A 12,201-nucleotide genomic window follows, 5' to 3' on the forward strand; every position below is an offset into this window, starting at 1 on the left:
ATACGCCTTGCACCTAACATCGAGTTAGAACTTCTAGGCCATTTTCCGTAATTGCAACCGTGTGTTCGAAATGGGCCGATGGCCGGTTATCTTTCGTAACCACAGTCCAGCGATCCTTTAGCGTCTGCACTTCATACGTACCCATGTTCACCATGGGCTCAATAGCCAAGGCCATACCAACCTCGAGTCGTGGCCCCCGGCCCGGTTTGCCAAAATTAGGGATCTGGGGATCCTCATGCATGGCTTTTCCAATCCCGTGCCCAACATAATCGCGCACTACCGAAAACCCATTTGATTCAACGTGCGTTTGAATCGCATTAGAGACGTCATAAAGACGATTGCCCGCGTTTGCTTGTGCGATACCCAGCAATAGGGACTCTTCAGTCACCCTTAAGAGTTTTTGGAGATCTTCACCAACTTCGCCAATTGGTAAAGTTACAGCCGCGTCCCCAAAGTATCCCTCTATGAGCGCTCCACAATCTATACTGATAATATCCCCAGATTCTAGACTCCTTAAACCGGGTATTCCATGAACTACCTGTTCATTTACAGAGGTACACAGCGTTGCAGGGAATCCATTATATCCTTTAAACGCTGGTATGGCACCCTGTGCACGAATATATTTCTCAGCAATGCGATCTAGTTCAAGGGTCGTAACACCGGGCTTAGCGTGCTCACGGATTAAGGAAAGTGTTTCTGCCACGATTCGCCCCGCATTACGCATCCGAGCCAATTGATTCGCATTTTTCAGCTTTATCATGCTGATTAGGCCAAGGCTTTCAGAATATCCTGAAATACCTGGTCAATTTTTTGGTCACCATTGATTCGCTTTAACAGACCTTTTTCTTCATAGAACGCGATCAAAGGTTCTGTTTGAGAGTTATAGACATTTAGGCGATTCTTAGCTGTTTCAACCGTATCATCAGAACGCTGATATAGTTCTCCTCCACATTGACCACAAACCCCTTCTTGAGCTGGTGGGTTGAAGATCATGTGATAGGAAGATCCGCACTTCCGACAAACGCGTCGTCCAGTAAGTCTAGGAATCAATACCTCTTCGTCAACTTCAATGTTGATAACACCATCGAGTTTCATCCCAAGTCGGTCTAGAATATCGGCTAAAGCACTACCTTGGGCCAGTGTCCGTGGAAATCCATCAAGAAGAAATCCCTCCGCACAATCAGGCAGCGCTAAGCGTTCCTCAACAATCCCAATCGTCACTTCGTCGGGGACTAAGCCTCCAGCATCCATATAGGATTTAGCCTTTAAACCTAAGGCTGTTCCTTCTTTAATAGCTGCTCTAAACATGTCACCCGTTGAAATATGTGGAAATTTGAATTTCTCAACTAGAGGATTTGCCTGTGTCCCTTTACCTGCACCTGGTCCACCCATTAATATTATCTTCATCTTCCTCTTCCTCCTCTTATTTCATAAACCCTTGATAATGCCTCGACATAAGTTGGGATTCAATCTGTTTCATCGTATCAAGCGCAACCCCAACTACAATCAGAAGGGATGTTCCACCAAAATAGATGTTCTTGAGTCCGGTAAGTCCAATAACTAGTGTCGGTAGGACTGCGATCAAAGCTAGAAATAAACCACCTGCGAGAGTAATACGGTTTAATATTTTTGACAAATATTCTGCCGTAGGTCGCCCAGGTCGGAGGCCGGGGATAAATCCCCCATACTTCTTCAAGTTGTCTGCTACATCAGTTGGATTAAATGTAATCGACGTGTAGAAGTACGCAAAAAATATTATGAGCGCACCATAGAGCAGTAGATAAGGGATCGAGGTAAGGCTGCCATTCATGCTAAACCACGTGTTTACAAATCTGGCAAAGCCTGACGTCGGCATCCAGGACGTAATTGCCTGTGGAAAAGCCAGTAACGACATGGCAAAGATAACTGGTATTACCCCTGCTTGGTTTACTTTGAGCGGAATATGACTACTCTGCCCCCCGTATACTCGACGACCGACCACTCTCTTAGCATATTGAACAGTGACACGGCGCTGACCTTCCTGAACATAAATGACCCCCGCGGTGATAAAGGCAACGATAAGAGCCAATCCAATAAGAGAGAGCGCATTGATCTCTCCAACCCTTAACATTCCCCATAAGGATGCGAGTGCTGACGGGACACGGGAAACAATTCCTGCAAAAATGATTAGCGAAATACCATTTCCAATCCCTTTTTCGGTAATTGCCTCTCCGAGCCACATTAGAAAAGCAGTTCCAGCCGTCAAAACTAATGCTATTAGTAGGTAGGTCGGCCACTTCATTGCCGGGTTGGTGATTGTAACTGCACCCCGAATTCCATAGGTGAGTCCGATAGCTTGGATAAATCCAAGTCCTACGGTTGCATAGCGCGTATATTGAGTGATCTTCTTACGCCCATAGTCTCCCTCTTTGGAAAGTCGTTCAAGGGTGGGTATGACAACGGTTAGTAGCTGAAAAATAATGGATGCTGTGATATAGGGAGTTATACTCAACGCAAAAACAGACAGGCTCTTAAAGGAACCACCTGAAATTGTGTCCATGAAATTCATCATGGCTCCCGACCCAAACATTTGATTCAGAATGTCACGATCTAAAAAAGGAGTAGGAATATGTGCTCCGATACGAAAAATCAGGAACATCAACAGAGTATAACCGATTTTTTTCCTGAGATCCGCTACATTCCACGCATTCTTCAGGGAATCGACAGCCATCCTATTCCACCTCTACTTTTCCACCCGCTGCAACTATCTTCTTTGCCGCTGCTGGGCTGACTTTGTCAATTTTGACGGTCAGTGCTTTGGTCAAATCCCCTGTTGCCAGAATCTTTACGCCATCTTTATAGGCTTTGATTAAACCAATTTCGAAGAGGCTTTCGATGGTAACTTCAGCACCGTCCTCGAAACGTTCTAAGTCACGAACATTCAAGGCGACAATTTCTTTCCTTGAAATATTATTAAAGCCGCGCTTTGGAGTTCTACGGAACAGTGGATTTTGTCCACCTTCAAAACCTGGACGTACTCCGCCACCAGCTCTCGAATTTTGCCCTTTGTGTCCCTTACCGGAAGTTTTTCCATGACCGGAACCAATGCCCCGACCCAATCGCTTAGGTGCATGTGTTGATCCTTCAGCAGGCTTTAGTTCATGCAGTTTCATGCTCGCCACACCTCCTTCTATTGAGCTAGTGTTTCTACCGTAACCAAATGCATGCATTTATGAATCATTCCTAAAATTCCAGGACTGTCTTCATGAACTGCACTTGATCCGACTTTTCCTAAGCCAAGCGCTTGTAACACTTTGTGCTGAGATTTTGAATATCCGATCGGGCTCTTTGTCAGTGTCACTTTAATTTTCATGACCGACCCTCCTTAACCTAGAACTTCTGCAACTGTCTTGCCTCGGAGTTTGGCAATCTCTTCTGGACGCTTAAGAGATTTTAAGGCTGCCATCGTCGCATTAACCATATTATGCGCGTTTGCCGAGCCTAATGACTTCGTTAGAATGTCATGAACTCCTGCAACTTCGAGAACCGCACGAACTGCGCCGCCAGCAATAACTCCAGTTCCTTTAGAAGCTGGCTTTAACAGTACTTGCCCTGCACCAAAAATTCCAATAATGGGATGAGTAATTGTGGTACCGTGCATCGGAACACTTACGAGATTCTTCTTTGCATCTTCGATGCCTTTACGAATTGCCTCAGGCACTTCTCCAGCTTTTCCTAGTCCGGCACCAACACGACCATTGCCGTCTCCGACCACAACTAGTGCGCTAAAGCTAAAGCGGCGTCCACCTTTTACAACCTTGGCCACACGGGCAATGTGAACAACCTTTTCAATCATGTCCGATTTATTAGCTTCGAATTTCGCCAATTTGAAATTTCCTCCTTTACCCAAGCTTAGAAGCTGAGTCCAGCTTCTCGCGCTGATTCCGCCAATGCTGAAATTCGGCCGTGATAGACATTTCCTCCACGGTCAAATACTACTTGCGTGATTCCTTTTTCAAGGGCCTTCTTCGCAACCAGTTCGCCTACTTTTTGAGCGCCTGCGGTGTTACCGCCTGACAATTCTGCAGCCTTAAACTCTGGATCGAGTGAAGAAGCAGCTACAAGGGTTACGCCGAGCTCGTCATTGATAACTTGAGCGTAAATATGATTTAAGCTTCGAAACACTGCTAATCGAGGGCGCTTGGCGACTCCGACAACATTCTTGCGAATACTTTTATGCTTTTTCATGCGAATAGCTTTTCGATCGATGCGCTTAATCAAAGGGAACTCACTCCTTTCACAATTGGCAAGAGATTTTGCCCTTGCCTATTTAATCTTACTTCTTGCCGCCTTTTTTACCACCGGTCTTACCAACCTTACGACGGATAACTTCACCTTCGTATTTGATCCCTTTGCCTTTATAAGGTTCAGGCAGTCGTTCTGAACGGACAACAGCAGCAAAGGCACCTACGAGTTCTTTATCCATCCCTTTAATCAAGATCTTGTTAGGTGCTGGAACTTCAATGTCGATTCCTTCAGAAGGAATCAGTTCTACTGGGTGTGACTTTCCTACCGTTAAAACAAGCTTGTTACCTTGCTTGGATGCCCGATATCCAACCCCCACCATATCCAATCCCTTGGTAAACCCGTTCGTAACGCCCTCTACCATATTGGCGATCAACGTGCGGGTCAGTCCATGCAGGGAGCGGCTTAATGGTTGATCATCTGGCCGTGTGACAATGATTTGATTGTCTTCTACGGCAATGTTCATTAATGAATGGAGTTCTCTTGTTAAGGTACCTTTTGGGCCCTTAACTGTGGCAACGTTATTCTCTATTTTGAAGTCCACACCACTGGGTATCCCAATGGGGCGCTTGCCAATTCTGGACATTCACTGCACCTCCGCCTTAGAAAATTACCAAATGTAGGAGATTACTTCTCCTCCAAGACCCTCTTTACGGGCTCTCTTATCTGTCATTATCCCCTTGGATGTTGAAATAACTGCAATACCGAGTCCACCAAGTACTTTCGGCATTTCATCCTTTTTCGCATAAACACGCAATCCCGGACGGCTAATCCGTTTTAGGCCGGTAATAACACGCTCACGGTTTGGACCGTATTTCAAATACATCCGAATTACGCCTTGCTTGTCGTCCGCAATAAATTCTACGTCTTTGATGTAGCCTTCTGCTTTAAGCAGTTCAGCAAGTTCTCTCTTAATACGAGATGCTGGTACCTCAACTTTATCATGGTAAACCATTCCAGCGTTGCGGATACGAGTTAAAAAATCTGCTATCGGATCTGACATTGACACTTCAGTCGTCCCCCTTCCTTACAATGTTTTACCAACTGGCCTTCGTGATCCCAGGAAGTTCCCCTTTGTGAGCCAACTCCCGGAAGCAAATCCGGCAAATTCCGAATTTCCGCATGTAAGCATGGGGACGTCCACAAAGCTTGCATCGGTTATGCGAACGCACTGCGAATTTTTGTCCACGATTTTGACGGACAACCATTGATGTCTTAGCCACGTTCTTGAACCTCCTTTTCTCTAATCACGGTATGGCATTCCGAATCCACGAAGCAACTCACGTGCCTCTTCATCGGTTTTTGCCGTTGTTACAAAGACTACATCCATTCCGCGCAGCTTGTCGATCTTATCGTACTCCATTTCAGGGAAGATCAACTGCTCCTTAATTCCTAAGGTGTAATTTCCGCGTCCGTCAAACGCCTTTGCTGAAATACCTCGGAAGTCACGAACACGAGGCAGTGCCACGTTTAAGAGACGATCCATGAATTCATACATACGTTGACCACGTAAAGTGACTTTACATCCAATGGGCATTCCTTCGCGTAGCTTGAAGGCCGCAATGGATTTCTTAGCTCGTGTGACAATCGGTTTTTGTCCGGAGATTTTCATAAGATCTCCAAGAGCAGAATCAATCGCCTTGGAGTTTTGAACTGCTTCACCGATGCCCATATTGATAACGATTTTATCAATTTTGGGGATTTGCATCACATTTTTATAAGCAAACTTCTGCTGTAAGGCAGGAGCGATTTCGTTTAGATATCTATCATGCAGACGAGCCACTAAGGTCCCTCCTTTCGCAATTAGTGTTTATTCCGGTAGATTCACGCCGCACTTTTTACAGACGCGGAACTTACCGTCTTCCGTTACCTTAAAACTGACACGAGTCACGGATTTACACTCTTGGCAATATAGCATTACGTTTGAGCTAGCCATTGGAGCTTCTTTTTGAACAATGCCGCCTTGAGGCATGCTTTGAGAAGGTTTGGTATGACGCTTTATCATGTTAGCCTTCTCAACCACAACACGACCTTTTTTACGAATCACATCAATAACTTTGCCCTTTTTACCAGCATCTTTACCGCTGATAATCATGACGTAGTCACCTTTTTTTACGTGTATCTTACCTGGTTGTACCTTATGCTTAGTAGCAGCCACTTTCTTCACCTCCACCCATCATGGGTCTTAGATAACTTCCGGTGCTAGGGAAATAATTTTCATATAGTTATCACGCAACTCGCGAGCAACCGGTCCGAAGATACGGGTGCCACGAGGACTTTTGTCGTCTTTAATAAGAACTGCAGCGTTTTCGCTAAACCTTATATAAGATCCGTCTGTACGACGAATTTCCTTCTTCGTCCGCACGACTACAGCCTTAACGACGTCTCCCTTTTTGACAACGCCCCCTGGCGTTGCTTGTTTAACGGAAGCAATTATAATATCGCCAATCGTTGCATATCGACGCATTGAACCGCCCATCACGCGAATACACATCAACTCTTTAGCGCCTGAGTTGTCACCAACTCTAAGCCTAGTTTGTACTTGGATCATTCCATTGACCCCCTTCCGAACTAAATATCAAAGATTAGAGAGCAATTGATCTCTCGGTTATCTCAACTACGCGCCAGCACTTATCCTTACTTAAGAGGCGAGTTTCCATGATCGTCACAGTATCCCCGATGCGGGCATCATTGTTCTCGTCATGAGCCTTATATTTTTTCGTGCGAGTGATCGATTTCTTATAGATCGGATGACTCTCCGTGATTTCAACTGCTACAACGACAGTTTTATCCATCTTATCGCTGACAACTTTGCCATAGCGAACTTTCCGTTGGGCTCTTTCCACGTTAAAATGCCTCCTTTCTCATCTTAGGCACGTTCAATCTTTAGCTCGCGCTCACGAAGAATCGTTTTGCCGCGCGCAATTCCTTTGCGGACTTCACGAATTCGCATTGGGTTATCTAGTTGTCCCGTTGCCAACTGGAAACGCAAATTAAACAGTTCTGTCTTGAACTCGTCGATTTCCTTTAGTACTTCTTCATCCGTTAGATCTCGGAAATCTTTAGTTTTCATTTGCGTCACCTCCTTCTTGATCTGCACGGGTAACGAACTTGCACTTTACCGGGAGCTTATGCATTGCAAGACGCAAGGCCTCACGAGCTTGTTCCTCTGTTACGCCGTTTAATTCAAACATAACTCGACCGGGTTTTACAACTGCAACCCAGTATTCCGGCGAACCTTTACCACTACCCATACGTGTTTCAGCTGGTTTTGCTGTAATAGGCTTATCCGGGAAGATTTTAATCCAAACTTGACCACCACGTTTAATATAACGGGTCATAGCAATACGGGCAGCCTCTATTTGACGGTTTGTAATCCAGCCTGCTTCCATAGCCATTAGGCCGAATTCACCAAAAGTAACTTTATTACCTCGTGTAGCCTTACCTGATATACGGCCACGATGTTGTTTACGATGTTTCACTCTGGCTGGGACTAACATCTAGTTTCCTCCTTCCACCTGAGCGACGGCCTTTTTAGCGGGGAGAACCTCACCTTTATAAATCCAGACCTTGATACCAATTTTTCCGTACGTGGTATTGGCTTCGGCAAATCCGTACTCAATATCTGCACGCAGGGTGTGAAGGGGTACTTTCCCTTCATGATACCATTCGGTTCGGGCAATTTCGGCTCCAGCCAAACGACCGCTGCATTGAATTTTAATACCTTGAGCGCCCTGTCTCATCGTACGGCCAACGGTTTGTTTCATGGCTCGTCGGAAAGATATGCGTTTTTCAAGTTGTAGTGCAATGTTTTCTGAAACCAATTGGGCGTCAAGCTCAGGCTTCTTAATTTCTACGATATTTACAGCTACTTGTTTGCCAGTTATGGCCTCAAGTTGTTTACGCAGGTTTTCGACTTCAGCGCCGCCACGTCCAATAACAATACCCGGTTTCGCAGCATATACAGACACTTTAACTCGACTGGCTGCCCTTTCAATCTCTACTTTAGGACATCCAGCTTGTTTGAGTTTATTTTTAACGAACTCACGAATCTTCAGATCCTCATGAAGAAGTTCCATGTAGTTCTTACCTGCATACCAACGGCTTTCCCAGTCCCGGATGATTCCGACGCGGAGGCCTTTAGGATTAACCTTTTGACCCACAGTTTAGCCCTCCTTCTTCTCGCCTACAACTACAGTAATGTGACTAGTCCGTTTCCGGATTTGGTCAGCACGTCCCATAGCTCGAGGCTTGATGCGTTTTAAAGTCGGTCCTTGATCCACACATATTTCAGTAATATAAAGCTCATCAGCATTCATATCATAGTTATGCCCTGCATTTGCAACTGCAGACTTCAGTACCTTGGTCACATCGTCGGTGGATCCATTAGGTGTAAACTGAAGGATTGCGAAAGCATCACTGACCTTTTTACCACGGATCAAATTAACAACTTGGCGCACCTTACGAGGAGAGATACGTACATATTTTGCCACTGCTTTTGCTTGCATGTGCCTTAACCCCCTCTCGAATTATCGTAAGCCGCTGGATTTTTCGCTGCCAGCATGGCCCTTATAGGTGCGAGTAGGCGAAAACTCTCCAAGTTTATGCCCAACCATATCTTCAGTAACATAAATCGGAACATGTTTTCGTCCATCGTGAACCGCAATGGTGAGTCCGACCATTTGCGGGAAAATTGTTGAGCGTCTGGACCATGTCTTGATGACGCGTTTGTCACCGGATTCGTTCATCGCTTCTACACGTTTGAGTAAACGAGATTCGACGAAAGGTCCTTTTTTAAGAGATCTGCTCATTCATGGGCCTCCTTTCGACTACTTGCTGCGTCGTTTCACAATAAAGCGATTCGACGGATTCTTCTTCTTCCGGGTTTTTGCTCCCAGTGCAGGTTTTCCCCAAGGAGTAACTGGGTTACGACCGATGGAGTTACGGCCTTCACCACCACCATGTGGGTGGTCACAAGGGTTCATTACGGAACCACGGACGGTTGGGCGTACACCCATCCAGCGCGATCTACCAGCTTTACCAATATTAATATTTTCATGATCGAGATTACCAACTTCACCGATGGTTGCGCGGCATTCAATACGAATCATGCGCATTTCACCGGAGGGAAGTCTCAGGGTTGCATAAGATCCTTCCTTAGCCATCAGTTGAGCCGAACCGCCAGCTGAGCGAACCATTTGTGCGCCTTTGCCAGGTTTCATCTCGATGTTGTGTAACAAGGTACCAACCGGAATGTTTTGGAGTGGTAGAGCGTTACCAACCTTAATGTCAGCATCAGGACCAGAAACAACCATTTGATCAACTTGCAATCCGTTCGGTGCTAAGATATAGGTTTTCAGACCATCTTGATAGTACAATAATGCGATATTCGCAGATCGGTTTGGATCGTATTCAATGCTAGCAACACGTGCGGGAATTCCATCCTTATTCCGCTTAAAGTCAATGACACGGTATTTTCGCTTATGTCCGCCGCCTTTATGACGCACACTCAAGCGACCGTCGTTATTGCGACCTGCTTTTTTAGTCAATGACTTGACTAAAGAGCGCTCAGGTTCTGTTCTAGTTAACTCTTCAAAGGTCGAAACTGTCATATTCCGACGACTTGGCGAGGTCGGTTTAAACGTCTTTATTGCCATAGGTCTTCTTTATCCTCCTTTGCTTCAAGCTGCTTATAGGCCCGCGAAGTTTTCAATCTTATCTCCAGCTTTAAGCGTAGCAATCGCTTTTTTGCGGTTCGGTGTCTTGCCAAGATATTTGCCAACCCGTTTCATTTTTCCTCTGACGGATAATGTACGGATCTCCACTACAGAAACCTTAAACATCTTTTCTACCGCAGCTTTGATTTCAATCTTATTCGCAGCAGGATTTACCCAGAAGGTGTATTTATTCTCTTCGACAAGCCCTACTGACTTCTCAGAGATCACTGGGCTCTTGAGGACATCTCGTGCGTCGCGCATTACGCTAACACCTCCTCTGCTTTTGTTACGGCATCTTTGGTCATCACTAGAATATCGTGATGCAACAAATCGTAAACATTCATTCCAGCAACATCCATTGCCTTCACGCCTTCGATATTACGTGCAGAACGAAGCACTGCCTCATCTGCGTTATCCATCACAATCATGGCCTTCTTGTCAATATTAAGAGCTTTGAGAACTTTTACGATCTCCCGGGTTTTTGCCTCACTTAAGCTTAAAGCATCAAGGACAATCAGCTGTTGCTCCATAACTTTCGAAGAGAGTGCCGAGTACAACGCCAAACGGCGGACTTTTTTAGGTAACTTAAAACCATATTTACGTGGTTTTGGTGCGAAGATTACACCGCCGCCTCTCCATAATGGAGAACGGGTGCTACCTGACCGTGCACGACCTGTTCCTTTTTGACGCCATGGTTTGCGTCCACCTCCGCGCACTTCACCGCGCAACAAAGCGGACTGAGTTCCGCGTCTTTCTCCTGCTAATTGCGAGACAACTGCTGAGTGAAGAACGTGGACATTCGGAGTAATCCCAAACACATTTTCACTGAGTTCAATTTCTCCAACAGCTGCGCCTTGCATATTTAATACTTGAACTTTCGGCATTGCTTATTCCTCCTTTCTCTGTGTTACTTCGCCTTGACAGAAGGCTTCAGAATGAGCAATGACTTTTTCGCTCCAGGGACAGCCCCTTTAATCAAGATCAAGTTTTTATCCATATCAACCCGGATAACTTCCAGGTTTTGTACAGTTACACGTTCGCCGCCCATACGTCCTGGCAGAGCGCGACCTTTAAATACTCGAGCCGGGCCTTTCGCGCCAAGGGAACCTGAACGACGATGATACTTGGATCCATGTGCCATCGGTCCACGGTGTGCGTTATGACGCTTGATCATGCCCGCAAACCCTTTCCCCTTCGAAGTACCTACAACATCAACCTTGTCGCCTACTGCAAACAGATCGACGGTTACTTCTTGCCCAATTTCATAGCTTTCGACATCATTAACTCGAAACTCACGAACATAGCGCATCGGCTTAAGTGAAGCCTTTTGGAAATGCCCTTTTCGAGGCTTGTTACTCAAGCCATCACGCAGGATAGAAAAACCGACTTGGATAGCGTTGTAACCATCTGTTGCAATCGTTTTCTTCTGTACCACTGGGCAAGGACCTGCCTCTACGACAGTAACAGGAACCACACGTCCTTCAGTTGTAAAAACCTGAGTCATTCCAACTTTTTTGCCTAAAATTCCTTTTGACACGAATGCCACCTCCTAAACGCTTTGAAGTGCACTAGATTTCTCTAGAGCACGAAAACGTTATTTTATTTATATTGTCGGGATTCACTCGACAGCAACTCCACGCCCCCGGGTGTTTCTCGCAACAAACATAACGATAGTATATCACAAACTAAAGTGATTTGCTAGCCCAATTATAGCTTATTATAACTTAATTTCGATATCGACACCCGCGGGTAAATCCAGACGCATTAGTGCATCCACGGTTTTAGGCGTTGGCTCGAGAATGTCAATAAGCCGCTTATGAGTGCGCATCTCAAATTGCTCCCGCGAATCCTTATTGACATGCGGAGAACGCAGAATTGTATAAATGCTTTTCTCAGTGGGGAGGGGAATTGGTCCACTTACCTGTGCGCCAGTTCTTTTTGCTGTCTCAACAATGCGTTCTGCTGATTGGTCAAGAGTTTTGTGGTCAAATGCTTTAAGTCTAATTCTAATCTTTTGGCTCATAGTTAGTACAACCTCCTCATAATTCCCGTTCTACGGGTTTCGATCGCAAAAATTCCCTAGTGCGAGCGGAGTTACTCGTCTAGCAACCTTTTACGTCATTCCAGAAGTCAGAGGTCAGAGGCCGGATTGGCAACTGAACCTCTGCTACGAATGACGAAAGGAAGACAACGCTTCCTT

General features: G+C 45.6%; 24 protein-coding genes. All 24 read right to left on the bottom strand.

Annotated features, from left to right (window positions below; all coding sequences use genetic code 11):
• Positions 1-13: 13 nt before the first annotated feature.
• Positions 14-760, bottom strand: a complete 747-nt coding sequence (map, locus tag HGJ98_RS19945) for a type I methionyl aminopeptidase (protein WP_291353460.1) — start codon at positions 758-760, stop codon at positions 14-16.
• A gap of 5 nt (positions 761-765) precedes the next feature.
• Positions 766-1,407, bottom strand: a complete 642-nt coding sequence (locus HGJ98_RS19950; RefSeq protein ID WP_291353461.1) for an adenylate kinase — start codon at positions 1,405-1,407, stop codon at positions 766-768.
• A 16-nt stretch (positions 1,408-1,423) separates the two neighbouring features.
• A complete protein-coding gene (gene secY / locus HGJ98_RS19955) occupies positions 1,424-2,710 on the bottom strand; it encodes a preprotein translocase subunit SecY (RefSeq protein ID WP_291353462.1) in 1,287 nt (428 codons plus the stop codon).
• Between the two features lies 1 nt (position 2,711).
• Positions 2,712-3,152, bottom strand: a complete 441-nt coding sequence (gene rplO, locus HGJ98_RS19960) for a 50S ribosomal protein L15 (RefSeq protein ID WP_291353463.1) — start codon at positions 3,150-3,152, stop codon at positions 2,712-2,714.
• Between the two features lie 17 nt (positions 3,153-3,169).
• Positions 3,170-3,352: a 50S ribosomal protein L30 gene (rpmD, locus tag HGJ98_RS19965; RefSeq protein ID WP_291353464.1), complete on the bottom strand. Its 183-nt coding sequence runs from the start codon at positions 3,350-3,352 to the stop codon at positions 3,170-3,172.
• A 12-nt stretch (positions 3,353-3,364) separates the two neighbouring features.
• Positions 3,365-3,865 (bottom strand): 30S ribosomal protein S5, encoded by a 501-nt coding sequence (gene rpsE / locus HGJ98_RS19970; protein ID WP_291353465.1) that lies wholly within the window; start codon positions 3,863-3,865, stop codon positions 3,365-3,367.
• Between the two features lie 26 nt (positions 3,866-3,891).
• Positions 3,892-4,260 carry a 50S ribosomal protein L18 gene (gene rplR / locus HGJ98_RS19975; RefSeq protein ID WP_291353466.1) on the bottom strand — a complete coding sequence of 123 codons (369 nt, stop codon included), beginning with the start codon at positions 4,258-4,260 and terminating at the stop codon, positions 3,892-3,894.
• A 55-nt stretch (positions 4,261-4,315) separates the two neighbouring features.
• Positions 4,316-4,870, bottom strand: coding sequence for a 50S ribosomal protein L6 (rplF, locus tag HGJ98_RS19980; protein WP_291353467.1), 555 nt, complete (start codon positions 4,868-4,870; stop codon positions 4,316-4,318).
• A gap of 24 nt (positions 4,871-4,894) precedes the next feature.
• Positions 4,895-5,293, bottom strand: a complete 399-nt coding sequence (gene rpsH / locus HGJ98_RS19985) for a 30S ribosomal protein S8 (RefSeq protein ID WP_291353468.1) — start codon at positions 5,291-5,293, stop codon at positions 4,895-4,897.
• Between the two features lie 28 nt (positions 5,294-5,321).
• Entirely contained in the window at positions 5,322-5,507 is a 186-nt protein-coding gene (locus HGJ98_RS19990) for a type Z 30S ribosomal protein S14 (protein WP_045574846.1), read from the bottom strand.
• 20 nt (positions 5,508-5,527) lie between these two features.
• Positions 5,528-6,067 carry a 50S ribosomal protein L5 gene (gene rplE / locus HGJ98_RS19995; RefSeq protein ID WP_291353469.1) on the bottom strand — a complete coding sequence of 180 codons (540 nt, stop codon included), beginning with the start codon at positions 6,065-6,067 and terminating at the stop codon, positions 5,528-5,530.
• Positions 6,068-6,094: 27 nt separating this feature from the next.
• Positions 6,095-6,442 carry a 50S ribosomal protein L24 gene (gene rplX, locus HGJ98_RS20000; RefSeq protein ID WP_291353470.1) on the bottom strand — a complete coding sequence of 116 codons (348 nt, stop codon included), beginning with the start codon at positions 6,440-6,442 and terminating at the stop codon, positions 6,095-6,097.
• A gap of 27 nt (positions 6,443-6,469) precedes the next feature.
• Complete coding sequence (gene rplN / locus HGJ98_RS20005) at positions 6,470-6,835, bottom strand: 50S ribosomal protein L14 (RefSeq protein ID WP_291353471.1); 366 nt, start codon at positions 6,833-6,835, stop codon at positions 6,470-6,472.
• Between the two features lie 34 nt (positions 6,836-6,869).
• Positions 6,870-7,130, bottom strand: a complete 261-nt coding sequence (gene rpsQ / locus HGJ98_RS20010) for a 30S ribosomal protein S17 (RefSeq protein WP_291353472.1) — start codon at positions 7,128-7,130, stop codon at positions 6,870-6,872.
• A 23-nt stretch (positions 7,131-7,153) separates the two neighbouring features.
• Positions 7,154-7,357, bottom strand: coding sequence for a 50S ribosomal protein L29 (gene rpmC, locus HGJ98_RS20015; protein WP_007778436.1), 204 nt, complete (start codon positions 7,355-7,357; stop codon positions 7,154-7,156).
• Positions 7,347-7,784 carry a 50S ribosomal protein L16 gene (gene rplP, locus HGJ98_RS20020; protein ID WP_291353473.1) on the bottom strand — a complete coding sequence of 146 codons (438 nt, stop codon included), beginning with the start codon at positions 7,782-7,784 and terminating at the stop codon, positions 7,347-7,349. Before rplP ends, rpmC begins: the two co-directional genes overlap by 11 nt.
• Positions 7,785-8,447 carry a 30S ribosomal protein S3 gene (gene rpsC / locus HGJ98_RS20025; protein WP_291353474.1) on the bottom strand — a complete coding sequence of 221 codons (663 nt, stop codon included), beginning with the start codon at positions 8,445-8,447 and terminating at the stop codon, positions 7,785-7,787.
• 3 nt (positions 8,448-8,450) lie between these two features.
• Positions 8,451-8,792, bottom strand: coding sequence for a 50S ribosomal protein L22 (rplV, locus tag HGJ98_RS20030; protein WP_007778428.1), 342 nt, complete (start codon positions 8,790-8,792; stop codon positions 8,451-8,453).
• 21 nt (positions 8,793-8,813) lie between these two features.
• Complete coding sequence (gene rpsS, locus HGJ98_RS20035) at positions 8,814-9,095, bottom strand: 30S ribosomal protein S19 (protein WP_291353475.1); 282 nt, start codon at positions 9,093-9,095, stop codon at positions 8,814-8,816.
• An 18-nt stretch (positions 9,096-9,113) separates the two neighbouring features.
• Entirely contained in the window at positions 9,114-9,941 is an 828-nt protein-coding gene (rplB, locus tag HGJ98_RS20040) for a 50S ribosomal protein L2 (RefSeq protein WP_291353476.1), read from the bottom strand.
• 33 nt (positions 9,942-9,974) lie between these two features.
• A complete protein-coding gene (locus tag HGJ98_RS20045; RefSeq protein ID WP_291353477.1) occupies positions 9,975-10,262 on the bottom strand; it encodes a 50S ribosomal protein L23 in 288 nt (95 codons plus the stop codon).
• Positions 10,262-10,885, bottom strand: coding sequence for a 50S ribosomal protein L4 (gene rplD, locus HGJ98_RS20050; RefSeq protein WP_291353478.1), 624 nt, complete (start codon positions 10,883-10,885; stop codon positions 10,262-10,264). The genes HGJ98_RS20045 and rplD overlap by 1 nt, the downstream gene beginning before the upstream one ends.
• 23 nt (positions 10,886-10,908) lie before the next feature.
• Positions 10,909-11,538, bottom strand: coding sequence for a 50S ribosomal protein L3 (gene rplC / locus HGJ98_RS20055; RefSeq protein ID WP_291353479.1), 630 nt, complete (start codon positions 11,536-11,538; stop codon positions 10,909-10,911).
• 180 nt (positions 11,539-11,718) lie between these two features.
• A complete protein-coding gene (gene rpsJ / locus HGJ98_RS20060) occupies positions 11,719-12,024 on the bottom strand; it encodes a 30S ribosomal protein S10 (RefSeq protein ID WP_007778414.1) in 306 nt (101 codons plus the stop codon).
• Between the last annotated feature and the right edge of the window lie 177 nt (positions 12,025-12,201).

The sequence above is a fragment of the Desulfosporosinus sp. genome (genome assembly GCF_014237355.1).
Lineage (GTDB): Bacteria > Bacillota > Desulfitobacteriia > Desulfitobacteriales > Desulfitobacteriaceae > Desulfosporosinus.